This is a genomic window from Pseudomonas sp. Arb-4-2C, from assembly GCF_055755015.1.
Genome location: NZ_CM146899.1, coordinates 1,970,365 through 1,995,303 on the forward strand (window position 1 = coordinate 1,970,365; position 24,939 = coordinate 1,995,303).

Genomic DNA, 24,939 nt, shown 5'->3' on the forward strand with positions numbered 1-24,939 from the left:
TCGCAAGGTTCATATCAGACCGCTACCAGCACGATGGCGCCGATTACCAGCACGGCACCAGCAGCCATCGAAGCAGCGTACCAACGCAGTTGACCGGTCTCGGTGCGGCTCAGGGCGGTGTGACCACCCTTGGCCATACGCGGGATCAGACCGATGGTCTGGTCGAGCGGGTCTTTGCGCAGCATGTGGCTGATCGCAAGGTACGGCTTGACGAACAGTTTGTCGTAGATCCAGTCGAAGCCCCAGGCAGCGAACCACCAGGCCGAGAGGAAACGGCCGATGCCGCTGTTGGCGATTGCCGTCACGAAGCGACGCTTGCCGAGGAACAGCAGGGCCGCCAGCAGGATACCGGCCAGGGCGATGGCGCCCGAAGCGATTTCCAGACTGTGCTTGGCTTCGCCACCGGCATGCCCAACGCTTTGCGGCAGTACGCCGTGCAGCGGTGGAACGATCATGGCGCCGACGAAGGTCGACAGCACGATCAGCACCGACAGTGGCAGCCAGTGAGCGATGCCGTGACCGGCGTGGGCTTCAGTCTTGGCTTCACCGTGGAACGTGATGAAGATCAGGCGGAAGGTGTACAGCGACGTCATGAACGCGCCGACCAGACCTGCGTAGAGCAGACCGTGGTTGCCGCTGGCGAACGCTTCCCAAAGGATTTCGTCCTTGGAGTAGAAGCCCGCGGTGACCAGTGGCAGAGCGGCCAGCGCAGCACCACCGACGATGAAGCTGGCGTAGGCCAGTGGCAGTTTTTTCCACAGGCCGCCCATCTTGAAGATGTTCTGCTCATGGTGGCAGGCAACGATCACCGCACCGGAAGCAAGGAACAGCAGGGCCTTGAAGAAGGCGTGGGTCATCAGGTGGAAAATCGCGCCATCCCATGCGCCAACGCCCAGCGCCAGGAACATGTAGCCGATCTGGCTCATGGTCGAGTAGGCGAGGATACGTTTGATGTCGGTTTGTACCAGTGCCGCGAAGCCTGCGAGAACCAGAGTCACACCACCGACGATGCCGACCAGGTGCAGGATTTCCGGTGCCAGGGTGAACAGACCGTGAGTACGGGCGATCAGGTAGACACCGGCGGTCACCATGGTCGCGGCGTGGATCAGTGCCGAAACCGGGGTCGGACCGGCCATCGCATCCGCAAGCCAGGTTTGCAGTGGCAGTTGCGCCGATTTACCGACTGCGCCACCCAGCAGCATCAGGGTTGCCAGAGTGATCCAGAAGTCACCGACCTGGAATTTCTGCGGTGCCAGCACCAGCAGTTCCTGGATGTTCAACGTGCCCACTTGCTGGAACAGGATGAACAGGCCGATGGCCATGAACACGTCGCCGATCCGGGTCACGATGAAGGCCTTGAGTGCGGCGTTACCGTTGTTGCGGTTGCTGTAGTAGAAACCGATCAACAGGTACGAGCACAGGCCCACGCCTTCCCAGCCGAAGTACAGGAACAACAGGTTATCGCCGAGCACCAGGAACAGCATGCTGGCGATAAACAGGTTGGTGTACGAGAAGAAGCGCGAGTAACCCGCTTCGCCGCGCATGTACCAGGACGCAAACAGGTGGATCAGGAAACCTACGCCCACCACCACGCCGAGCATGGTGACCGACAGGCCGTCGACGTAGAGGGCGAAGTCAGGCTTGAAGCCTTCCACCGCCATCCACTTCCAGAGCACCAGGGTGTAGTGACCGCCTTCGGGTGGCGCGACGTTGAATTGCCAGATGACGTAGGCGGCGACAATCGCCGACAAGCCAATGGAACCCACGCCGATCAGCGCCGAGAGGTTTTCCGACCAGCGTCCACGGGAGAACGACAGCAGCAGGAAACCGATCAGGGGGAATACAAAAGTCAGAAAGATTAGGTTCATCCGCGCATCTCACTGGCAGCGTCGATATCGAGCGTGTGGAAGCGGCGATACAGTTGCAGCAGGATCGCCAGACCAATACTGGCCTCGGCGGCTGCAAGGCTGATCACCAGAATGAACATGATCTGTCCATCCGGTTGCGCCCAGCGAGCGCCCGCCACGATGAAGGCCAGTGCAGAGGCGTTCATCATCACTTCCAGGCTCATCAACACGAACAAAATGTTGCGGCGGACCATCAGGCCGACCAGACCAAGGCAGAACAGGATGCCGGCAACGGCCAATCCATGCTCGAGAGGGATAGCAGGCATGTCTTACTCCTTCGCCTCGTTACGGCCCAAATGGAACGCCGTGACGGCTGCGGCGAGCAGCAGCATCGAGGCGAGTTCGACCACCAGCAGGTACGGGCCGAACAGGCTGATGCCCACGGCTTTCGCGTCCACGGTGGTGTGGCCGATGGCCTGACCGCTCTGGTGAGCGAACAGTACATACAGCAGTTCGGCGAGCAGCAGGGCGGCGAGAATCACCGGGCCCGCCCAGATACCGGGCTTGAGCCAGCTGCGTTCCTGCTGAACCGAGGCTGGGCCCAGGTTCAGCATCATCACCACGAACACGAACAGCACCATGATGGCGCCAGCGTAGGCGATCACTTCCAGCACGCCGGCGAACGGTGCGCCGAGTGCGAAGAAGGTCATGGCCACGGCGATCAACGAGATGATCAGGTAGAGCAGGGCATGCACAGGGTTGGTGTTGGTGACCACACGTAGCGTGGACACAACCGCGATACCCGATGCGAAATAGAAAGCGAATTCCATCGTTCTTCCTTAAGGCAGCAAGCTCTTCACGTTGATCGGTTCGGCTTCGTTCTGCGCAGAGCCTTTCGGCTTGCCAGCGATTGCCATACCTGCAACACGATAGAAGTTGTAATCAGGGTTTTTGCCGGGGCCGGAGATCAGCAGATCTTCTTTCTCGTACACCAGGTCCTGACGTTTGAACTCGGCCATCTCGAAATCCGGGGTCAGCTGGATTGCGGTGGTCGGACAGGCTTCCTCGCAGAGACCGCAGAAAATGCAGCGCGAGAAGTTGATACGGAAGAAGTCCGGGTACCAGCGACCGTCTTCGGTTTCAGCTTTTTGCAGCGAGATGCAACCGACCGGGCAAGCCACGGCGCACAGGTTGCAGGCTACGCAACGCTCTTCGCCATCGGGGTCGCGGGTCAGGACAATACGGCCACGGTAGCGTGGCGGCAGATAGACCGCTTCTTCCGGGTATTGCAGGGTGTCGCGCTTGCGAAAGCCATGGCCGAAGACCATGACCAGGCTGCGCAACTGGGTACCGGTACCCTTAACGATGTCGCCAATATATTTGAACATGGGTCAAATCCTCACTGAACCGCAACCGCAGGTGTGTTCCACAACACAACCGCAGCGGTTATCAGCAAATTGATCAGGGTCAGTGGCAGGCAGAATTTCCAGCTGAAATCCATCACCTGGTCATAACGCGGACGCGGGATGGAAGCGCGCAGCAGGATGAACAGCATGATGAAGAACGCGGTCTTCAGTGCGAACCAGACGAAGGACAGTTGCGGCAGGATGCCGAACGGACCGTGCCAGCCACCGAAGAACAGGGTGACCAGCAGCGCCGAGATCAGGATGATGCCGATGTATTCACCGACGAAGAACATGCCCCATTTCATACCGGCGTATTCAATGTGGTAACCGTCGGCCAGTTCCTGTTCCGCTTCCGGCTGGTCGAACGGGTGACGGTGAGTCACAGCCACGCCAGCGATGAAGAAGGTACAGAAGCCGAAGAACTGCGGAATGATGAACCACAGGTTCTGCGCCTGGTACTCGACGATGTCGCGCATGTTGAACGAGCCGACCTGCACCACGATGCCCATCAGGGCCAGGCCCATGAACACTTCGTAGGACACGGTCTGCGCCGAGGCACGCAAGCTGCCGAGCAGGGCGAACTTGTTGTTACTCGACCAGCCGGCGAACAGCACCGCGTAGACCGACAGGCCGGCCATGGCGAAGAAGAACAGCAGGCCGATGTTCAGATCCGCCACGCCCCAGGTCGGGGTGATCGGGATGATCGCGAAGGCGATCAGCAGGGCGGACATGGCCACCACCGGCGCCAAAGTGAATATCACTTTATCGGCAAACGGCGGGGTCCAGTCTTCCTTGAAGAACATCTTGAGCATGTCGGCGGCGATCTGGAACATGCCGAACGGGCCAACGCGGTTCGGGCCGTAACGGTCCTGCCACCAGCCCAGCAGGCGACGTTCGACAAAGCTGAGCAACGCGCCTGCGACCACAACGGCCAGCAGAATCACGATGGCTTTGATGACCGTCAGGATCACATCGATCACTTCAGGGGTGAACCAGGTCATTGCGCTGCCTCCTGCAGACCGTCGACGGACACGCCGGCGAATGCCGGTGGAATGCCGGCGATGCCCGCAGGCAAGGCCACCAGACCAGCGCCCAGTTCTTCATTGATGCGCAGCGGCAGACGCAGGGTCTGACCGGCCACGTTCAGGCTCAGCAGGGCACCGTCGTTGACGCCCAGGCGATCTGCTTCGGATTTCGCCAGAGCAACATAAGCAGCCGGGATGCGCTCTTGAACCGGCGCGGCTTTCGACGAGTTTTCGTCGCTGCCGAACAGGTGGTAGAACGGCACGGCTTGCCAGGTGCCCGGCGCCGGGTTGAACGCACGCGGAGCGGCAGCGAACCAGTTCAGCGAGTCGCCAGTGCTTTCGATCAGGCGAGTGCCCGGATCGCCAGCGCGCAGGTGACCACCGACTTCGTCCTGGAACTTGTTCCAGGCTTGCGGCGAGTTCCAGCCTGGCGACCAGGCGAAAGGAACCTGCTGACGCGGCTCAACCGAACCCGAGTAACCTTCCATGGAGAAGGCGAACGCGGTGTCTTTGTCCTGCGGAGTGCGTGGTTCGTGAACGCTGATGTCGGCGCGCATTGCGGTGCGACCGGAGTAGCGCAGCGGCTCACGCGCCAGTTTCAGACCCTTGATGCGGAACGCGGCAGACGGAGCGGCATCAACGATACGCGCCAGTTGCTCAGTGCTCGAGGCAACGGCAGCGGTAACCTGGTCGAGTTGCGTCCAGTCGATTGGCTGGTTCAGCAGGGTCGCGCGCAGGGCGTGCAGCCAGCGCCAGCCTTCGTGAACCAGGATGCTCGCATCCATGTACTGCGGATCGAAAACCTGGAAGAAGCGCTGGGCGCGACCTTCCTGGCTGACCAGCGTACCGTCGCCTTCAGCGAAGCTTGCCGCTGGCAGAACCAGTTGCGCTCGATCGGTGGTGGCGGTCTTCTGGTGGTCGGCAACGATCACGACTTTCGCCGCGTTCAATGCCGCATCGACCTTGGCTTTCGAGGTGCGGGTGTACAGATCGTTTTCCAGCACGACGATGGCGTCGGCCTTGCCGTCGATCACCGCTTGCAGCGCTGCATCAACCGATTCGCCACCGAGCATGGCCAGGCCAAGGCTGTTGGCTTCCGGCACGATCAGGCTGATCGAACCGTTCTTCTCGCGCAGCTTCAGGGCCTTGGCGATGTTCGCAGCGGCTTCGATCAAGGCTTTGGAGCCCAGCGAAGTACCGGCGATGATCAGCGGACGTTTTGCCGCGAGCAGGGCATCAGCAATGCGCTTGGCCAGTTCCAGTGCTTCGGCGTCCAGACCTTCAACGGCTGGTGCGCTGGCGTCCAGGGCGTGAGCCACGGCGAAACCGATGCGCGCCAGATCGTCAGGCGCTGCGTGTACGCATTCTTCAGCGATGTCGTCGAGCTTGGTTTCAGCCAGGCTGGCGATGAACAGCGGGTTCAGCGCGTGCTGACCGATGTTCTTCACTGCCGCGTCGAGCCAAGGCTGAACGCGCATGGCTTCGGCCATGTCTTCGGCTTTGCCCTTGACCGATTGACGCAGGGCCAGGGCCATACGGGCGGCGGTCTGGGTCAGGTCTTCACCGAGCACGAATACCGCGTCGTGGTCTTCGATGTCGCGCATGTTCGGCACAGGCAGCGGGCTGTCTTTCAACACTTGCAGAACCAGGCGGATACGCTCCAGTTCGGATGCTTCGATACCGGAGTAGAAGTGCTCGGCGCCGACCAGTTCACGCAACGCGTAGTTGCTTTCGAGGCTGGCACGCGGCGAACCGATACCGACGATGTTGCGACCACGCAGCAGATCAGCAGCTTTATCCAGTGCGGCGTCGAGGCCCAACTTGGTGCCGTCGGCCAGCAGCGGCTGACGTGGACGGTCGGTGCGGTTGACGTAGCCATAACCGAAACGGCCACGGTCGCACAGGAAGTACTGGTTCACCGAACCGTTGAAACGGTTTTCGATACGACGCAGTTCGCCGTAACGCTCGCCCGGAGAAATGTTGCAACCGCTGGAGCAGCCATGGCAGATGCTCGGCGAGAACTGCATGTCCCACTTGCGGTTGTAGCGCTCGGAGTGAGTCTTGTCGGTGAACACGCCGGTCGGGCAGACCTCGGTGAGGTTGCCGGAGAACTCGCTTTCGAGGGTGCCGTCTTCAACGCGACCGAAGTACACGTTGTCGTGGGCGCCGAATACACCGAGGTCAGTGCCGCCGGCGTAATCCTTGTAGAAACGCACGCAGCGGTAGCAGGCGATGCAGCGGTTCATTTCGTGGGAAATGAACGGGCCCAGTTGCTGGTTCTGGTGGGTGCGTTTGGTGAAGCGATAACGGCGCTCGTTGTGGCCGGTCATCACGGTCATGTCTTGCAGGTGGCAGTGACCGCCTTCTTCGCACACTGGGCAGTCGTGCGGGTGGTTGGTCATCAGCCATTCGACAACACTGGCGCGGAACGCCTTGGACTCATCGTCGTCGATGGAGATCCAGGTGTTGTCGGTGGCAGGCGTCATGCAGGACATGACGATGCGACCACGGGTGTCGTTCTCGTCGGTGTACTGCTTGACCGCGCACTGGCGGCAGGCCCCGACGCTACCAAGCGCGGGGTGCCAGCAGAAATAAGGGATGTCGAGGCCCAGCGACAGACATGCCTGTAACAGGTTGTCTGCCCCGTCGACTTCGAGCGCTTTGCCGTCTACGTGGATAGTGGCCATGGTTCAAAGGTCTTCGTTGGCCCGGTGTCAGCGGGCGTGGCTAATGGAATCTTGTTATTCGTCCGAATCCAGTCAGCCCCGAAAGGCGTCATCGGACGAAAGGCGAAGGGCACGGACCCTTCGCCTTTTTAAGCGTTTACGCGCCGACTACGATCGGCCTTGCCAGAGGCGGGACGGCGGCGCTTGCAGGCGCGATACCGGCTTCGAACTCTGGACGGAAGTATTTGATGGCACTGCCCAACGGCTCCACGGCACCCGGTGCGTGAGCACAGAAGGTCTTGCCCGGGCCGAGGAAGTTGACCAGACCCAGCAGGGTCTCGATGTCACCTGGCTGACCGCGGCCTTGTTCGATCGCCATCAAGAGCTTGACGCTCCATGGCAAACCATCACGGCACGGGGTGCAGAAACCGCACGACTCGCGAGCGAAGAACTGCTCCATGTTGCGCAGCAGGGACACCATGTTGACGCTGTCGTCCACCGCCATGGCCAGGCCGGTACCCATCCGGGTGCCCACTTTGGCGATGCCGCCGGCGTACATCTGTGCGTCGAGGTGCTCCGGCAACAGGAAACCGGTACCGGCCCCACCTGGCTGCCAGGCCTTGAGCTTGAAGCCGTCGCGCATGCCGCCGGCGTAGTCTTCGAACAGCTCGCGACCGGTGACGCCGAATGGCAGTTCCCACAGGCCAGGGTTCTTGACCTTGCCGGAGAAGCCCATGAGCTTGGTGCCCATGTCTTCACTGCCTTCGCGAGCCAACGATTTGTACCAGTCAACACCGTCGGCAATGATTGCCGGCACGTTGCACAGGGTTTCTACGTTGTTCACACACGTCGGCTTGCCCCACACGCCCACGGCGGCAGGGAAGGGCGGCTTGGAGCGCGGGTTGGCGCGGCGGCCTTCAAGGGAGTTGATCAGTGCGGTTTCTTCACCGCAGATGTAACGCCCGGCGCCGGTGTGGACGAACAGCTCGAAATCGAAGCCGCTGCCCAGGATGTTCTTGCCCAGCAGGCCGGCTGCCTTGGCTTCTTCCACGGCACGGTTGAGGTGCTTGGCGGCGGTGGTGTACTCGCCACGCAGGAAGATGTAGCCACGGTAGGTTTTCAGTGCGCGGGCACTGATCAGCATGCCTTCGATCAGCAAATGGGGCAGTTGCTCCATCAGCATGCGGTCTTTCCAGGTGTTCGGTTCCATTTCATCCGCGTTGCACAGCAGGTAGCGGATGTTGATGGATTCGTCTTTGGGCATCAGGCCCCACTTCACGCCCGTGGGGAAGCCTGCACCGCCGCGACCTTTGAGGCCAGCGTCTTTCACGGTCTGGACGATGGCGTCCTGATCCATGTCGGCGAAGGCTTTGCGCGCAGCGGCGTAACCGTTCTTGGCCTGGTATTCGTCGAGCCACACGGCTTCGCCGTCGTCACGCAGACGCCAGGTCAGCGGGTGAGTCTCGGCCGAACGCTGGATGCGGTTGGCAGGACCGAAAGATGTCAGGGTCATACGTAGCCCTCGAGCAGTTTGGCCACGCCAGCAGGCTGCACGTCGCCAAAGGTGTCGTCGTCGATCATCAGCGCCGGTGCCTTGTCGCAGTTGCCGAGGCAGCAGACAGGCAGCAGGGTGAAACGACCGTCGGCGGTGGTCTGACCCAGGCCGATGCCCAGATTGTTCTGGATTTCGCTGACCACCGACTCGTGGCCACCGATGTAGCAGACCATGCTGTCGCAGACGCGAATGATGTGACGGCCAACCGGCTGACGGAAGATCTGGCTGTAGAACGTCGCCACACCTTCAACGTCGCTGGCCGGGATGCCGAGGATCTCGCCGATCGCGTACAGGGCGCCATCCGGCACCCAGCCGCGTTCTTTCTGAACGATCTTCAGGGCTTCGATCGACGCCGCGCGCGGGTCTTCGTAGTGATGCAGCTCGTGCTCGATGGCCGAGCGCTCGGTTTCACTCAGGGTGAAACGGTCTGTCTGGATAAGCGTGCTGTTCATGCTTAGCGGTCCACGTCGGCCATAACGAAGTCGATACTACCCAGGTACGCAATCAAGTCCGCGACCATGCTGCCTTTGATCACTGAAGGGATCTGTTGCAGATGCGGGAAGCTCGGAGTGCGGATCCGGGTACGGTAGCTCATGGTGCCGCCGTCGCTCGTCAGGTAATAACTGTTGATGCCCTTGGTCGCTTCGATCATCTGGAAGGATTCGTTGGCCGGCATGACCGGGCCCCACGAAACTTGCAGGAAGTGCGTGATCAAGGTTTCGATGTGCTGCAGCGTGCGCTCTTTCGGCGGCGGCGTGGTCAGCGGGTGATCCGCCTTGTACGGGCCTTCCGGCATGTTGCGCAGGCACTGGTCGATGATCTTGATGCTCTGGCGCATCTCTTCGACGCGGACCATGCAGCGGTCGTAGGCATCGCCGTTGGCAGCCAGCGGAACTTCGAACTCGAAGTTCTCGTAGCCGGAGTACGGACGCGCTTTACGCAGGTCGAAGTCGCAACCGGTCGAACGCAGGCCGGCACCGGTGACGCCCCACTCCAGGGCCTCTTTGGTGTTGTAGGCAGCGACGCCGATGGTACGGCCCTTGAGGATGCTGTTCTGCAGGGCAGCCTTGGTGTATTCGTCGAGGCGCTTTGGCAGCCATTCAACGAAGTCTTTCACCAGTTTGTCCCAGCCGCGTGGCAGGTCGTGGGCAACACCGCCGATGCGGTACCAGGCCGGGTGCAGACGGAAACCGGTAATGGCTTCAATCACCGTGTACGCCTTCTGGCGGTCGGTGAAGGTGAAGAACACCGGAGTCATGGCGCCGACGTCCTGGATGTAAGTCCCCAGGAACAGCAGGTGGCTGGTGATCCGGAAGAACTCGGCCATCATGATGCGGATGACGTCGACCTTCTCGGGCACCTTGATGCCGGCCAGCTTCTCGACCGAGAGCACGTACGGCAGGTTGTTCATCACGCCGCCGAGGTAGTCGATACGGTCGGTGTAAGGGATGAAACTGTGCCAGGACTGACGCTCGGCCATCTTCTCGGCACCACGGTGGTGGTAACCGATGTCCGGCACGCAGTCGACGATCTCTTCACCGTCCAGTTGCAGAATGATGCGGAAAGCACCGTGCGCGGAAGGGTGGTTCGGGCCGAGGTTGAGGAACATGTAGTCCTCGTTGGCACCGGAACGCTTCATGCCCCAGTCTTCAGGACGGAAGCGCGCGGCTTCCTCCTCAAGCTGTTGCTTGGCGAGGTTGAGGCTGTACGGATCGAATTCGGTGGCGCGCGCCGGGAAGTCCTTGCGCAACGGGTGACCTTCCCAGGTCGGCGGCATCATGATGCGCGACAGGTGCGGGTGGCCTTTGAAGTCGATGCCGTACATGTCCCAGACTTCACGCTCGTACCAGTTGGCGTTCGGCCAGATGCTGGTGACGGTCGGCAAGCTCAGGTCGCTTTCGGACAAGGCGACTTTGATCATCACGTCACTATTACGCTCAAGCGACATGAGATGATAGAACACGGTGAAGTCGGCGCCCGACGGCAGCCCTTGACGCTTGGTGCGCAGACGCTCGTCCACGCCGTGCAGGTCATAGAGCATGACGTACGGCTTGGGCAGGTTGCGCAGGAAGGTCAGGACTTCGACAAGTTTGGCGCGAGCCACCCACAGCACCGGCATGCCGGTGCGGGTCGACTGAGCGGTGAACGCTTCGGCGCCAAAACGGTTGTTCAATTCGACGACCACATCCTGGTCGTCTGCCTTATAAGGCGGGATGTACAGAGCGCTGCCTGTAGTCATGGTTATTTTTTCGCTTTCGGTCAACGTAAAGAATGAAGCCAGCTTCTCGTTTCTTTGTAAGAACAGACTGGATCAGACTTCGTCAGGGCTGCGCAGGTTGGTGACTGCGATTCGCTGTTCGCGGCGCTGTTCTTTCTGCGAAGGCATGTCGGCGCGATAAACGCCTTGATCACCAACGACCCAGGACAGTGGGCGACGCTCCTGGCCAATCGATTCCTGCAACAGCATCAAGCCTTGCAGAAATGCTTCTGGACGGGGCGGGCAGCCAGGTACGTAGACGTCCACGGGCAGGAACTTGTCCACCCCTTGAACCACGGAGTAGATGTCGTACATGCCACCGGAGTTGGCGCACGAGCCCATGGAAATCACCCACTTCGGCTCGAGCATTTGCTCGTAGAGACGCTGAATGATCGGCGCCATCTTGATGAAGCAGGTGCCGGCGATAACCATGAAGTCGGCCTGACGCGGTGATGCCCGGATAACTTCGGCGCCAAAGCGCGCGATGTCGTGGGGCGCCGTGAAGGCGGTGGTCATTTCCACATAGCAGCACGAAAGGCCGAAGTTGTACGGCCACAGGGAGTTTTTACGCCCCCAGTTGACCGCGCCACTCAGCACGTCTTCGAGCTTGCCCATGAAAATGTTTTTGTGGACTTGATCTTCTAACGGATCGGAAACGGTTTCCCGTTCGCCAATCGGATATTGCTCGTTAGGAGCATCGGGGTCGATTCTGGTGAGATTGTATTGCATTGCCAAAGCCTCATTGTTTCAGCTTCGCCTGCCGCTTGCGACGAGCTTCCGGAGCCCAGTCAAGGGCGCCCACTCGGAACAGGTAGACAAGACCTGCCAACAGAATTGCTATGAAAACGAGAGCTTCGACGAATCCGGTCCAGCCGCTTTCGCGGACGGACACAGACCATGCAAAGAGAAAGAGGGCTTCGATATCGAAGATCACGAACAGCATCGCGACCAGATAGAATTTGGCTGAGAGCCGCAAGCGGGCGCCACCGGTAGGTAGCATGCCGGACTCGAACGGTTCGTTTTTGCTGCGGCCCCAGGCTTTTGACCCGAGGAGGCTAGAGACGCCGAGCATGAAGGCACACAGGCCGACTACACCCAGAAGGAAAATGGCAAAGCCCCAGTTGTGGGCCATGAGTCCTGTCGCTTCGGGCATGCTGGTAATCCTTAACAGAGAGCAAAGGTCTCTGAGCTTGATAAAGAAATAAGGCAGTGACGATATGTCGCAGCAATCAATCGGGCTGATTTTATGGCTAAACACCCAGCAAGTAAAATTCCTATAGCGAAATTATTTATTGGAATAAGGACATAGCGCACCTCCAATGCCCTGCAGCCCATGCGTTGCGGGCATTAGCCGGGTTTACGCGAATTATGTTTTGTGGGAAATGTAACGAACATAGTTGCTGCTAAATGATAATTGATATCGTTTGGAGTGGTTTTGTAACTGTTTAGCGGTGCAGTAATCGGAAAGTTGTCTTATATGCCCGTTACTGCAAGTAGCGGTGGCGAGCGTTTTACCGGTTTTTTGTGACGCGGGTACCGCTCTGGATCAATGTTTTTTGTCGCGGCTGACGCTTTTCCTGTGGGAGCGAGCCTGCTCGCGAAAGCGGTGGATCAGTCGCTGCATGTGCAAGCTCACACAGCGCCTTCGCGAGCAGGCTCGCTCCCACAAGGGATTTGCGGTGCCGGTGAGGTTTTCAAAAGCAAAAAAAACGCCCCGAACCAGTCGGGGCGTCAGTCGTGCAGCTCTGCGGTTAGCTTTCTATCCGATCCGCAAAGGCCGTTTGCTCAGCGAAGCCGAATCAGTGGAACTGTTCTTCTTCGGTCGAACCGGTCAGTGCGGTGACCGAGGACGAGCCACCCTGGATCACGGTGGTCATGTCGTCGAAGTAGCCAGTGCCCACTTCCTGCTGGTGAGCCACGAAGGTGTAACCCTTGGCGGCGTCAGCGAATTCCTGCTCCTGCAGCTTCACGTAGGCAGTCATGTCGTTGCGGGCGTAGTCGTGCGCCAGGTTGAACATGCTGTGCCACATGTTGTGAATGCCGGCCAGAGTGATGAACTGGTGCTTGTAACCCATGGCGGACAGTTCGCGCTGGAACTTGGCGATGGTCGCGTCGTCCAGGTTTTTCTTCCAGTTGAAGGAAGGCGAGCAGTTGTACGACAGCAGTTGGTCCGGGTATTCCTTCTTGATCGCCTCAGCGAAGCGACGGGCTTCTTCCAGATCCGGCTTGGCGGTTTCGCACCAGATCAGGTCGGCGTACGGCGCGTAAGCCAGGCCACGGGCGATTGCCTGATCCAGGCCGGCACGTACCTTGTAGAAGCCTTCCTGAGTACGCTCGCCAGTTACGAACGGCTGGTCGTACGGATCGCAGTCGGACGTCAGCAGGTCAGCAGCGTTGGCGTCGGTACGGGCCAGGATGATGGTTGGCGTGCCGGCAACGTCAGCCGCCAGACGTGCAGCGGTCAGCTTCTGCACGGCTTCCTGAGTTGGAACCAGTACTTTGCCGCCCATGTGGCCGCATTTTTTCACGGAAGCCAGTTGGTCTTCGAAGTGAACGCCGGCGGCGCCTGCTTCGATCATGCTCTTCATCAGCTCGTACGCGTTCAGCACGCCGCCGAAACCGGCTTCAGCGTCAGCCACGATTGGCGCGAAGTAGTCGATGTAGCCGTCGTCACCCGGGTTCTTGCCGGCTTTCCACTGGATCTGGTCAGCACGACGGAACGAGTTGTTGATGCGCTTGACCACGGTTGGCACCGAGTCCACCGGGTACAGCGACTGGTCCGGGTACATCGATTCTGCGGAGTTGTTGTCCGCAGCTACCTGCCAGCCCGACAGGTAGATTGCCTGGATACCGGCTTTAACCTGCTGAACAGCCTGGCCGCCGGTCAGGGCGCCCATGCAGTTGACGAAATCTTTCTCTGGGCGGAAGGACGGCTTGGCACCCTGGGTCACCAGGTTCCACAGCTTCTCGGCGCCCATTTTCGCAAAGGTGTGCTCAGGTTGAACCGAGCCACGCAGACGGACGACGTCAGCAGCGGAGTAAGTGCGAGTCACGCCTTTCCAGCGCGGGTTTTCAGCCCAGTCTTTTTCAAGGGCTGCAATTTGCTGTTCGCGTGTCAGTGCCATGGAGATAAACCTCGTCGCGTCTTTATGAAAAGTTGTTCTGCGGTGGAAAATTCCTGCGCTCGCTGACCAGAAGCTTAGGTGGTCAAGTCGGATTCGGCGGGGTAGGCGACGGGATGAACGATGGGCTCGAGGGGAAGTGAGCAGGTAGTGGCGCACTGCGGAGCGCATTCGGGCGTCGTGGGCCTTTATACGAACTACAGCGTGAAGCCGGGTTACCTAATTACGCTTCCGTCCCTCGGGACAACTTCGTTCCAGTCGGCAACCTCGTCAAACACACCTTGTGGGCGGTACAGACACGAAGCGGTTCGCGGGGTAGGTGCGAAACATCGCTTCGAAGGCCCTTGCCAGGGCCTCTGATTAGCGGGAGCGAGGCCATCATGCCTTCGCTTTTTTGCCTCGTCAAACGTTTTGTAGTGCTTTTTTTCAAGCACTACATCTTTCGTCTAATACGACTAATCAGTCAGTTTTCGGTGCTTTAGTCCAGCGTGTCGACTTTCACCCTTAAAGTCATGTCATCGCGGCCTTGAGTAGAGTAGCTGCGGGTCTGGCTCTGTTTGTCGGCCTGGGTTTCGCGGTTTATGCCGGCGAGGGTGATCCACTCTCCCAACCGGCCGCTGACGGTTGTGTCGGTACTTTGCACGTTCACTACATCGGGACGTTCCTGGCTCATGCGGTCACGGTTGGTACTGATTGCCAGGTGAACGATGTCGCCGGTGACGCTGGCGGTGACGTAGAAGCCCTGGGTGACGTTGCGGTATTGGGTCTGGCTGCTGTAATCGCCGTAGGAGTTGGTCTGGCTGCTGGTGATCGGCACGCTCTGGCCGACCTGGATCAGTGCCGGTGCGCCTTCGCTGGCCTGTACCTGCTGGATACCGCCATCACGGCTGGCGGTGCTGTAGTTGATGATCCTGGTCTGTTGGTCGCCGGTGTTCTGCTGGTTGTTCTCGTTGGTGTCGACGGTGATCAGCAGGCGCTTGGGCACGGTGTCGAGCTGAGTGATCAGGGCTTTGAGTTCCTGGATCTTGTCTGGCTCGGCCTTGATGATCAGCTGGTTGCCATAGGCGCTGACCTGGCCGTCCCTGCCGATGAAGTCTTGCGCCATCGGCAGCATGTCGGCGCTGGTGCGGTACTTGAGGGGCACGATTTCAGTGGCTGCCATCACCGAAAAACTGCAGGCGAGCAGCAGGGTGGTGAGCAGGGTGCGTAGGGACATGTCCGTTATCTCCGCTTTCGAAAGGCTTGATATTGCCAGTTTGTCGGCCCGGGGTGGGGCAAGTTGAATCGTAGACAGCAAAACGCCCCGGCATCGTGAGATGGCGGGGCGTTTTGAGTGTTCTTGACGCCGCTATCGCGAGCGGGCTCGCTCCCACAGGTTCAGTGCAAATCCTGTGGGAGCGAGCCTGCTCGCGAAAGGAGCGCCTCGGTCTTACGCCGAATGCCGAACCATATCGACATGCGGAATCCCGGCTTCGAGGAATTCCTCACTGACCAGTTTGAAGCCCAGACGCTCATAGAACGCCGTGGCTTGCACCTGCGCGCTGAGCATCTGCTGCTTCAGCCCGCGGGCTTCAGCTTCGGCGATCACTGCTTGCATCAGTGCGTCGCCCACCTTCATCCCGCGCCAGTCTTTGAGCACTGAAACGCGACCGATGTGCCCATCAGGCAACAGGCGCGCAGTGCCGATCGGAAAGTCGCCTTCGAACGCCAGAAAATGCACGGCGGTCGCGTCATCCGCGTCCCATTCCAACTCAGGTGGCACCGATTGTTCGGCAATGAACACCGTTTCACGAATGCGCCGGATCTCGGCGATGTCCTTCTGCCAGTCTGCGACACGTACGCGAATCTTATTCATCGGCGAATCCCAGGCTGCCCTGTTTGACCAACTCGCACAGCAGGCCGCGGCCGTCTTCGTCGTTCAGCCACTCGCCGAGGTTGTCCGCGTGCAGCGCGTCGGCGGCGCAGATCATCTTCAGCAGCTCGCGCAGCTTGCCCGGCAGGTAACGGCTCTGGCCGCTGGCGAACAGCAGCAGGTCGTCATCGACTTCCGACCAGGCCAGGCGCGCGCTCGGGTTGCGGATCAGCACGGCACCGTCTTGCAGGGCAGCGAGGAAGTCATCTTCTTCGACGTCTTCCGGACCGACCACCAGTTCCGGGTAGCGCGGCTCGGTCATGTACTGGCCGAACCAGGTCAGCAGCAGGCGCTCATCGCTCATGTGCTCGGCGAGCAGGCTTTTCAGGCGATCCAGTGCATCGTGCTGAATCTGATGCGGATCGACGGCTGGCTTGGCGTCGGCATCGGTGTAGCGCTCTTCGTCAGTCAGGAACTGGCTGAGGAAATCGGTGAAGTGAGTCAGCACTTCGGAAGCGCTCGGCGCACGGAAGCCGACCGAGTAGGTCATGCAGTTGTCCACGGCTACACCGCAGTGGGCCAGGCGCGGCGGCAGGTAAAGCATGTCGCCCGGTTCCAGAACCCACTCTTCGGTCTCGTGGAATTCGGCGAGGATGCGCAGGTCGGCGTGTTGCAGCAGCGGGCTTTCGGAGTCGCACATCTGGCCGATTTTCCAGTTGCGCTTGCCGTGGCCTTGCAGCAGGAACACGTCGTAGTTGTCAAAGTGCGGACCGACGCTGCCACCCGGAGCGGCGAAGCTGATCATCACGTCGTCAACGCGCCAGCTCGGCAGGAAACGGAAGTTTTCCAGCAGCTCGCTGACTTCCGGGACGAACTGGTCAACCGCTTGCACCAGCAGGGTCCACTCTGTTTCCGGCAGTTTGCTGAACTCGTCTTCAGCGAACGGGCCGCGACGCAGTTCCCATGGGCGCTCGCCGTGTTCGATCACCAGGCGCGATTCGACTTCTTCTTCCAGGGCGAGGCCGGCCAGTTCGTCGGCGTCGATCGGGCTTTCGAAGTCAGGAATCGCCTGGCGGATCAGCAATGGCTTTTTCTGCCAGTAGTCGCGCAGGAACTCGCGCGCCGTGATGCCACCCAGAAGTTGAAGAGGAATATCGGGATTCATATGTAACCTATTGAAAAAAAGCACTTTTCAGACGGGAATAAAAACGCCCGGCGCGGCCGGGCGTCTCAAACGGGTCAAGCGGTCGATCAGATGCGTTTGGCTTGTGCTACAGCGTTGCCGATGTAGTTGGCCGGAGTCAGCTGTTTCAGCTCGGCTTTCGCTTCGGCTGGCATGTCCAGGCCGTCGATGAAAGTCTGCAGCGCTTGCGGGCTGATGCCTTTGCCGCGCGTCAGTTCTTTCAGTTTCTCGTACGGGTTTTCAATGTTGTAGCGGCGCATTACGGTCTGGATCGGCTCAGCCAGGACTTCCCAGCAAGCGTCCAGGTCAGCAGCAATCTTCTGCTCGTTGAGCTCCAGTTTGCTGATGCCTTTGAGGCTGGCTTCGTACGCGATCACGCTGTGGGCGAAGCCGACACCGAGGTTACGCAGTACGGTGGAGTCGGTCAGGTCGCGCTGCCAGCGGGAGATCGGCAGTTTGCTCGCCAGGTGCTGGAACAGTGCGTTGGCGATGCCCAGGTTGCCTTCGGAGTTTTCGAAGTCGATCGGGTTGACCTTGTGCGGCATGGTCGACGAGCCGATTTCGCCAGCGATGGTGCGCTGCTTGAAGTAACCCAGGGAAATGTAGCCCCAGATGTCACGGTCGAAGTCGATCAGGATGGTGTTGAAGCGCGCGATCGCGTCGAACAGCTCGGCGATGTAGTCGTGCGGTTCGATCTGCGTGGTGTACGGGTTGAAGCCCAGGCCCAGCTCGTCTTCGATGAAGGCGCGGGCGTTGGCTTCCCAGTCGATCTGCGGGTAGGCCGACAGGTGCGCGTTGTAGTTGCCGACAGCGCCGTTGATCTTGCCCAGCAGCGGCACGGCAGCGACTTGAGCGATTTGACGCTCGAGACGGTAAACCACGTTCGCCAGCTCTTTACCCAGAGTAGTCGGCGAGGCTGGCTGACCGTGGGTGCGCGACAGCATCGGCACGTCAGCGAAGCGGATCGCCAGTTCGCGGATGGCGTTGGCGGTCTGGCGCATCAGCGGCAGCATTACGTCGTCACGGCCTTCGCGCAGCATCAAGGCGTGGGACAGGTTGTTGATGTCTTCGCTGGTGCAGGCAAAGTGGATGAACTCGCTGACCTTGGCCAGCTCCGGCAGCTTGGCCGCCTGCTCCTTGAGCAGGTATTCGATCGCCTTGACGTCGTGGTTGGTGGTGCGTTCGATCTCTTTGACGCGCTCGGCGTGCTCCAGCGAGAAGTTTTCAGCCAGTTCATTCAGAACGGCGTTGGCCTCGGCGGAGAAGGCTGGCACTTCCGGGATACCGGCGTGGGCGGCCAGGCGCTGGAGCCAGCGCACTTCAACCAGAACGCGGGCACGGATCAGGCCGTACTCGCTGAAAATCGGGCGCAGGGCCTGGGTTTTGCCGGCGTAGCGGCCGTCAACAGGGGAAACCGCAGTGAGCGAAGAGAGCTGCATGGGGTGTTCTCGGACAGTCGGGCAACGAAATGGGGCGCGTATCATACATGAAAAAATCCGCCGGTCCGTTGCCAACTGACCGGCGTATTACGCGCTACAGACTACAAAACTTTTATTGCGCGACGATTTACTCGCTGCGCATCAACGGATACAGCTCTTTGAGCAGCTTGCGCCGGCTGATCACCAACTGCCAGCGGTGGCCGCCGAGCTGTCGCCACAGGCGTGCCGAGCGGATGCCGGCCAGCAGCAGGGCGCGGATCTTCGAAGCGTTGCTCGGTTGCTGCAGGTTGCGCATGTCGCCATGCACCTGAATGCGTTGGCGCAGGGTGCTCAGGGTGTCCTGATACAGCGCGCCACAGGCAGCGACCACGTTTTCGTGGGCCGGGCCGAAGTGTTCGACCTGCGACTGGATCTGCGGCAGGCGCTTGCCGATGGTGTCGAGCATGTCGTTACGTTTGGCCAGTTGCCGCTCGAGGCCAAGCATCGACAGGGCGTAGCGCAATGGCTCGCGCTGCAGGGTGCTCGGGTCGCGTTCGAGCGCGCCGATCAAGGCCCGGTAACCTTCGCGCAGATTGATGTCGTCGCCGCCGTACACGTCCAGTGTGTCCTTCGGGTCGCGCACCAGCAGGCTGCCGAGCATGCAGCTCAGGCCCGCCTCGCTGGTCTGGCCGGTCTTGGCGATCCGGTCGACCAGCACGGCGGCGAGAAACACGCCGCCCAGCGCCGTCAGTTGCTCCTGAGTCGGGCTCATGCCTGGCCGCTCCACGGCTCGGCGACTTCGATCACGCCGCCGCCAAGGCAGATTTCACCGTCGTAGAACACCACGGACTGGCCCGGAGTGACCGCGCGTTGCGGTTCGTCGAACACGGCGCGGTAGCCGCTGGCGGTTTTTTCCAGGGTGCAGGCCTGATCGCTCTGGCGGTAGCGAACCTTGGCAGTCAGGCGCAGCGGCTGGCTCAGGTCGATCGGGTTGACCCAATAGATTTCCGAAGCGAGCAGGGCGCTGGAGAACAGCCATGGATGATTATTGCCCTGGCCGACGATCAGTTCGTTGGTGTCCAGATCCTTGCGCAGCACGTACCACGGTTCGTCGCCGGCATCTTTCAGGCCGCCGATGCCCAGACCCTGACGCTGGCCGATGGTGTGGTACATCAAGCCGTGGTGACGGCCGATGACTTCGCCTTCGGTGGTTTTGATTTCGCCCGGTTGTGCCGGAAGGTATTGCTTGAGGAAGTCGCTGAAACGACGTTCACCGATGAAGCAGATCCCGGTGGAATCCTTCTTCTTGGCGGTCGCCAGCTCGTATTTCTCGGCAATTGCGCGTACTTCCGGTTTTTCCAGTTCGCCGACCGGGAACAGGGTCTTGGCGATCTGTTCGCCGCCGACGGCGTGCAGGAAGTAGCTCTGGTCCTTGTTCGGATCCAGGCCCTTGAGCAGTTCGGTGCGGCCCTCGATGTCACGGCGACGCACGTAGTGGCCGGTGGCAATCAGGTCGGCGCCGAGCATCATGGCGTAATCGAGGAACGCCTTGAACTTGATCTCGCGGTTGCAGAGGATGTCAGGGTTCGGCGTGCGCCCGGCCTTGTATTCGGCCAGGAAGTGCTCGAACACGTTGTCCCAGTACTCGGCGGCGAAGTTGGCGGTGTGCAGCTTGATACCGATTTTGTCGCACACAGCCTGAGCATCCGCCAGGTCGTCCATGGCGGTGCAGTATTCCGTTCCGTCGTCTTCTTCCCAGTTCTTCATGAACAGGCCTTCCACCTCGTAACCCTGCTCGATCAGCAGGAGAGCGGAAACGGAAGAGTCCACGCCGCCGGACATGCCGACAATGACGCGCTTCTTGGATGTGTCAGAAGGGGCTGGATCACGCATAGGGATTCAATGAGTGTCTTGAAAAAGGACGCGATTCTATCAGGCTCATGGCCTCAAGGCTAAAGAGAAGGGCGGATCAGTTCGAGACTGAAGTGATGACCGGCCAGATAATCGTCGATGCAGCGGATGATCAGCTCGCTGCGCCAGTTATCGCGCTGGGCGATTAATTCGTCGCGGGTCAGCCACTTGGCGCCGACGATGCCGTCATCGAGTTGATAGTCGGGGTGGTGTTGCACGGCTTTGGCGCTGAAGCACACGCGCTGGTAAGTCACGCCGTTGCTCGGAGCGGTATACAGGTAAATGCCGATCACGCCGGTGGGTTCGACGTCCCAGCCGGTTTCCTCGAGGGTTTCGCGCACGGCGGCTTCGATCAGGGTTTCGTCGGGGTCGAGATGGCCGGCGGGCTGGTTAAGCACATTACGTCCGGCCTTGTGCTCTTCGACCATCAGGAAGCGGCCGTTGTCTTCGACGATGGTGGCGACAGTGATGTGGGGGAGCCATTCCATAAAACTTCCTCAATCTCTTGGTTAAAACCCGATCCCTTGTGGGAGCGAGCCTGCTCGCGAAAGCGGTGGGTCAGTCAATGAAGATGTTGAATGATAAACCGCATTCGCGAGCAGGCTCGCTCCCACAGGGGGGGGTATTGCAGGCAGAAACACAAACCCCGGCACGGGGCCGGGGTTTGTTTACCGCGCTACAACCTTATACCAGCGCAGCAATCGCCGCGTTGAAGGTTGCGCTTGGGCGCATGGCCTTGCTGATCAGCTCGGCATCGGCGTGGTAGTAACCACCGATGTCCACTGGCTTGCCCTGAACGGCGTTGAGTTCGGCAACGATGGTCGCCTCGTTCTCGGTCAGGGTTTTGGCCAGGGTCGCGAACTGCGCTTGCAGTGCAGCGTCTTCGGTCTGGGCGGCCAGGGCCTGAGCCCAGTACAGCGCCAGGTAGAAGTGGCTGCCGCGGTTGTCGATGTTGCCGACTTTGCGCGATGGCGACTTGTTGTTGTCGAGGAACTGGCCGGTAGCCTGATCCAGGGTCTTGGACAGCACCAGCGCTTTCGGGTTGTTGTAGTTCACACCCAGATGCTCGAGGGACGCTGCCAGTGCGAGGAATTCGCCCAGCGAGTCCCAGCGCAGGAAGTTTTCTTCAACCAGTTGCTGCACGTGCTTCGGAGCCGAGCCGCCGGCGCCGGTTTCGAACAGACCACCGCCGTTCATCAGCGGCACGATCGACAGCATCTTGGCGCTGGTGCCCAGTTCCATGATCGGGAACAGGTCGGTCAGGTAGTCACGCAGAACGTTACCGGTGACCGAAATGGTGTCCTTGCCTTCGCGGGTGCGCTGCAGGGTGTACTTCATCGCGTCGACCGGGGCCATGATCTGGATGTCCAGACCGGTGGTGTCGTGATCCTTCAGGTAAGCCTGAACTTTTTCGATCACTACGCCGTCGTGGGCGCGCATCGGGTCCAGCCAGAAGATTGCCGGGGTGCTGCTTGCGCGAGCGCGGTTGACGGCCAGTTTGACCCAGTCCTGGATCGGGGCGTCTTTGGTCTGGCACATGCGGAAGATGTCGCCGGCTTCAACAGCCTGTTCCATCAGCAGGGTGCCTTTGCTGTCGGTCACGCGAACCACGCCGTCAGCCTTGATCTGGAAGGTCTTGTCGTGCGAGCCGTACTCTTCGGCTTTCTTCGCCATCAGGCCAACGTTTGGCACGCTGCCCATAGTGGTCGGGTCGAAAGCGCCATTGGCTTTGCAATCTTCGATCACGGCCTGGTAGATGGTCGCGTAGCAGCGATCCGGGATCACAGCCTTGGTGTCGTGCAGTTGGCCGTCGGTGCCCCACATTTTGCCGGAGTCACGGATCATCGCCGGCATCGAGGCGTCGACGATAACGTCGCTTGGCACGTGCAGGTTGGTGATGCCCTTGTCGGAGTTGACCATCGCCAGCGATGGGCGAGCGGCGTAGACCGCTGCCATGTCGGCTTCAATCTGAGCTTGTTGCTCGGCTGGCAGGGCCTTGATGCGCGCGTACAGATCGCCGATGCCGTTGTTGAGGTTGAAGCCGATCTGGGCCAGCACGTCAGCGTGCTTGGTCAGGGCGTCTTTATAGAACTCGGCAACGATCTGGCCGAACATGATCGGGTCGGAGACCTTCATCATGGTCGCTTTCAGGTGAACCGACAGCAGCACGCCTTGTGCCTTGGCGCTGTCGATTTCAGCGGCGATGAACGCACGCAGGGCGTTTTTGCTCATCACGGCGCAGTCGAGGATCTCGCCGGCCTGAACAGTGGTTTTTTCTTTCAGGACGGTAGCGGTACCGTCTTTGGCGATCAGCTCGATCTTCACAGCGTCAGCGGCGTCGATCAGGGCAGCTTTTTCGCTGCCGTAGAAATCGCCGGTGCTCATGTGAGCGACGTGGGACTTGGAGTCCTTGGCCCAGGCGCCCATTTTGTGCGGGTGCTTGCGCGCGTAGTTCTTGACCGACAGCGGAGCGCGGCGGTCGGAGTTGCCTTCACGCAGAACCGGGTTCACGGCGCTGCCCTTGACCTTGTCGTAACGCGCCTTGGCGTCTTTGTCGGCGTCGCTGGTCACGGTTTCCGGGTAGTCCGGCAGGTTGTAACCCTGGGCTTGCAGCTCTTTGATCGCCGCTTGCAGCTGAGGAACCGAAGCACTGATGTTCGGCAGCTTGATGATGTTGGCTTCAGGCGTAACGGCCAGAGCGCCCAGTTCGGCGAGGTGGTCGGCTACGGCTTTGTCGCCCAGTTGCTCGGGGAAGCTGGCCAGGATGCGTGCTGCAAGAGAGATATCGCGGGTTTCCACGGCGATATCGGCCGAGGCGGTGTAAGCCTCGATGATCGGCAGCAGGGAATAGGTGGCGAGGGCTGGAGCTTCGTCGGTGAAGGTATAGATGATCTTCGAGCGGGTGGGCATATTCGGATTAACTCTCTCTTCTTTGCTAAAGCGTGCGCAGAAACTCGAGGGGCGCCGGGTAAGCGCGTTCGTTCAAAGTCATCCATGAACCGAATGTCGAGATTCTTCGCGGTGATGTTGGGTGCATCAGTAGAGCGTCAAGCAGTCGGACTGCGGTAACAACCCGACCAATCAGGCGGAAAGTCTCGTGCTAGAGAGGCCAGCCGTCGTGACCCTTTGGTCAGCGGGCGGCATTATACATAGGTAGCTGGCAATCTGCCGATGGTTCATATGCAACGATTCTCGTCCATTGGTCTAAAGGTCGCAGGGCAGGGTGGCGCGTAGAGTCGCTGTGAATGCTTGAGTTTGGCGCTTTTCCCTTTGCTTTCAGGCTTGTACGAAACCAGATGTGCCCGCGCCGTGAACAGAGGGTTTGCGTGTTGATTTAACTGGGTTACGCTCGAACCAAGCCAGATGTTCAATCCAAACAATGGAGTTCAGCATGGGTTACAAGAAGATTCAGGTTCCAGCCGTCGGCGACAAAATCACCGTCAATGCAGACCATTCTCTCAATGTTCCTGATAACCCGATCATCCCCTTCATCGAAGGTGACGGCATTGGTGTCGACATCAGCCCGGTGATGATCAAGGTTGTCGATGCTGCTGTTCAGAAGGCCTACGGCGGCAAGCGCAAGATTTCCTGGATGGAAGTCTATGCCGGCGAAAAAGCCACTCAGGTTTACGACCAGGACACCTGGCTGCCCCAGGAAACCCTGGACGCGGTCAAGGATTACGTGGTTTCCATCAAAGGCCCGCTGACCACGCCGGTCGGTGGCGGCATCCGTTCGCTGAACGTGGCCCTGCGTCAGCAACTCGACCTGTACGTCTGCCTGCGCCCGGTGCGCTGGTTCGAAGGTGTGCCAAGCCCGGTGAAAAAGCCTGGCGACGTCGACATGACCATCTTTCGCGAGAACTCCGAAGACATCTACGCCGGCATCGAGTGGAAGGCCGGTTCGCCGGAGGCCACCAAGGTCATCAAATTCCTTAAAGAAGAAATGGGCGTCACCAAGATCCGTTTCGACCAAAACTGCGGCATCGGCGTCAAGCCGGTTTCGCTCGAAGGTACCAAGCGTCTGGCGCGCAAGGCCCTGCAATATGTGGTCGACAACGATCGCGACTCGCTGACCATCGTGCACAAAGGCAACATCATGAAGTTCACCGAAGGTGCCTTCAAGGAATGGGCCTATGAAGTGGCGGCCGAGGAGTTTGGCGCGACCTTGCTCGACGGCGGTCCGTGGATGCAGTTCAAGAACCCGAAAACCGGCAAGAACGTCATCGTGAAAGATGCCATCGCCGACGCCATGCTCCAGCAGATCCTGCTGCGCCCGGCCGAGTACGACGTGATCGCGACCCTTAACCTCAACGGCGACTACCTCTCCGACGCTCTGGCGGCGGAAGTGGGCGGTATCGGTATCGCGCCGGGCGCCAACCTGTCCGATACCGTGGCGATGTTCGAAGCGACTCACGGTACTGCGCCGAAGTACGCCGGCAAGGATCAGGTCAACCCGGGTTCGCTGATTCTCTCGGCCGAGATGATGCTGCGCCACATGGGCTGGACCGAAGCGGCGGACCTGATCATCAAGGGCACCAACGGCGCCATCGGTGCCAAGACCGTGACTTATGACTTCGAACGTCTGATGGATGGGGCCAAGCTGGTTTCGTCTTCGGGCTTCGGAGATGCGCTGATTTCGCACATGTAAGCGATGCGGGTACAAAAAAACCGCCTTCGGGCGGTTTTTTCATGGCTGA

Annotated in this window: 21 protein-coding genes; 1 reads left to right on the forward strand and 20 read right to left on the reverse strand. The window is 60.0% G+C overall.

From position 1 onward, the window contains the following. Nucleotides 1-14: 14 nt before the first annotated feature. From nuoL to AC0J41_RS08955, 20 genes are all read right to left on the reverse strand, one after another. Nucleotides 15-1,868, reverse strand: coding sequence for an NADH-quinone oxidoreductase subunit L (nuoL, locus tag AC0J41_RS08860; protein ID WP_473015220.1), 1,854 nt, complete (start codon nt 1,866-1,868; stop codon nt 15-17). Continuing rightward, on the reverse strand, nt 1,865-2,173 hold the full coding sequence (nuoK, locus tag AC0J41_RS08865) for an NADH-quinone oxidoreductase subunit NuoK (protein WP_003180046.1): 309 nt from the start codon (nt 2,171-2,173) through the stop codon (nt 1,865-1,867). Before nuoK ends, nuoL begins: the two co-directional genes overlap by 4 nt. A 3-nt stretch (nt 2,174-2,176) precedes the next feature. Next, nucleotides 2,177-2,677: an NADH-quinone oxidoreductase subunit J gene (gene nuoJ / locus AC0J41_RS08870; protein ID WP_025108991.1), complete on the reverse strand. Its 501-nt coding sequence runs from the start codon at nt 2,675-2,677 to the stop codon at nt 2,177-2,179. 9 nt (nt 2,678-2,686) lie between these two features. Then, nucleotides 2,687-3,235: an NADH-quinone oxidoreductase subunit NuoI gene (gene nuoI / locus AC0J41_RS08875; RefSeq protein WP_007920177.1), complete on the reverse strand. Its 549-nt coding sequence runs from the start codon at nt 3,233-3,235 to the stop codon at nt 2,687-2,689. Between the two features lie 11 nt (nt 3,236-3,246). After that, complete coding sequence (gene nuoH / locus AC0J41_RS08880) at nt 3,247-4,254, reverse strand: NADH-quinone oxidoreductase subunit NuoH (RefSeq protein ID WP_007964859.1); 1,008 nt, start codon at nt 4,252-4,254, stop codon at nt 3,247-3,249. Then, a complete protein-coding gene (gene nuoG, locus AC0J41_RS08885) occupies nt 4,251-6,965 on the reverse strand; it encodes an NADH-quinone oxidoreductase subunit NuoG (protein WP_473015221.1) in 2,715 nt (904 codons plus the stop codon). Before nuoG ends, nuoH begins: the two co-directional genes overlap by 4 nt. A gap of 136 nt (nt 6,966-7,101) precedes the next feature. Continuing rightward, on the reverse strand, nt 7,102-8,457 hold the full coding sequence (gene nuoF / locus AC0J41_RS08890) for an NADH-quinone oxidoreductase subunit NuoF (protein WP_025108993.1): 1,356 nt from the start codon (nt 8,455-8,457) through the stop codon (nt 7,102-7,104). Beyond that, nucleotides 8,454-8,951 carry an NADH-quinone oxidoreductase subunit NuoE gene (gene nuoE / locus AC0J41_RS08895; RefSeq protein ID WP_003223804.1) on the reverse strand — a complete coding sequence of 166 codons (498 nt, stop codon included), beginning with the start codon at nt 8,949-8,951 and terminating at the stop codon, nt 8,454-8,456. The genes nuoF and nuoE overlap by 4 nt, the downstream gene beginning before the upstream one ends. A 2-nt stretch (nt 8,952-8,953) precedes the next feature. Then, nucleotides 8,954-10,738 (reverse strand): NADH-quinone oxidoreductase subunit C/D, encoded by a 1,785-nt coding sequence (nuoC, locus tag AC0J41_RS08900; RefSeq protein WP_025108994.1) that lies wholly within the window; start codon nt 10,736-10,738, stop codon nt 8,954-8,956. Between the two features lie 72 nt (nt 10,739-10,810). Then, nucleotides 10,811-11,485 (reverse strand): NuoB/complex I 20 kDa subunit family protein, encoded by a 675-nt coding sequence (locus tag AC0J41_RS08905; protein WP_003223809.1) that lies wholly within the window; start codon nt 11,483-11,485, stop codon nt 10,811-10,813. Nucleotides 11,486-11,495: 10 nt separating this feature from the next. Continuing rightward, nucleotides 11,496-11,909 (reverse strand): NADH-quinone oxidoreductase subunit A, encoded by a 414-nt coding sequence (locus tag AC0J41_RS08910; RefSeq protein ID WP_003223812.1) that lies wholly within the window; start codon nt 11,907-11,909, stop codon nt 11,496-11,498. Nucleotides 11,910-12,555: 646 nt separating this feature from the next. Further along, on the reverse strand, nt 12,556-13,881 hold the full coding sequence (gene aceA, locus AC0J41_RS08915) for an isocitrate lyase (protein WP_016775277.1): 1,326 nt from the start codon (nt 13,879-13,881) through the stop codon (nt 12,556-12,558). 475 nt (nt 13,882-14,356) lie between these two features. Next, entirely contained in the window at nt 14,357-15,094 is a 738-nt protein-coding gene (locus AC0J41_RS08920) for a secretin N-terminal domain-containing protein (RefSeq protein WP_473015222.1), read from the reverse strand. Between the two features lie 213 nt (nt 15,095-15,307). Further along, the gene (locus tag AC0J41_RS08925; protein ID WP_473015224.1) at nt 15,308-15,733 is read right to left on the reverse strand and encodes a GNAT family N-acetyltransferase; all 426 of its coding nucleotides are present in this window, start codon (nt 15,731-15,733) and stop codon (nt 15,308-15,310) included. Next, nucleotides 15,726-16,895: a ribosomal protein uL16 3-hydroxylase gene (locus tag AC0J41_RS08930; protein ID WP_473015225.1), complete on the reverse strand. Its 1,170-nt coding sequence runs from the start codon at nt 16,893-16,895 to the stop codon at nt 15,726-15,728. Before AC0J41_RS08930 ends, AC0J41_RS08925 begins: the two co-directional genes overlap by 8 nt. An 86-nt stretch (nt 16,896-16,981) precedes the next feature. After that, entirely contained in the window at nt 16,982-18,352 is a 1,371-nt protein-coding gene (gene purB, locus AC0J41_RS08935) for an adenylosuccinate lyase (protein WP_473015226.1), read from the reverse strand. Nucleotides 18,353-18,479: 127 nt separating this feature from the next. After that, complete coding sequence (hflD, locus tag AC0J41_RS08940) at nt 18,480-19,103, reverse strand: high frequency lysogenization protein HflD (RefSeq protein WP_025108999.1); 624 nt, start codon at nt 19,101-19,103, stop codon at nt 18,480-18,482. After that, nucleotides 19,100-20,224 carry a tRNA 2-thiouridine(34) synthase MnmA gene (gene mnmA / locus AC0J41_RS08945; RefSeq protein ID WP_025109000.1) on the reverse strand — a complete coding sequence of 375 codons (1,125 nt, stop codon included), beginning with the start codon at nt 20,222-20,224 and terminating at the stop codon, nt 19,100-19,102. The genes hflD and mnmA overlap by 4 nt, the downstream gene beginning before the upstream one ends. Nucleotides 20,225-20,283: 59 nt before the next feature. Continuing rightward, on the reverse strand, nt 20,284-20,730 hold the full coding sequence (locus tag AC0J41_RS08950) for an NUDIX hydrolase (RefSeq protein ID WP_025109001.1): 447 nt from the start codon (nt 20,728-20,730) through the stop codon (nt 20,284-20,286). Nucleotides 20,731-20,926: 196 nt separating this feature from the next. Then, on the reverse strand, nt 20,927-23,152 hold the full coding sequence (locus AC0J41_RS08955) for an NADP-dependent isocitrate dehydrogenase (protein ID WP_473015227.1): 2,226 nt from the start codon (nt 23,150-23,152) through the stop codon (nt 20,927-20,929). 481 nt (nt 23,153-23,633) lie between these two features. Here AC0J41_RS08955 and icd point away from each other — a divergent pair, with 481 nt between their 5' ends. After that, nucleotides 23,634-24,890, forward strand: a complete 1,257-nt coding sequence (gene icd / locus AC0J41_RS08960; RefSeq protein ID WP_025109003.1) for an NADP-dependent isocitrate dehydrogenase — start codon at nt 23,634-23,636, stop codon at nt 24,888-24,890. Nucleotides 24,891-24,939 lie beyond the last annotated feature (49 nt).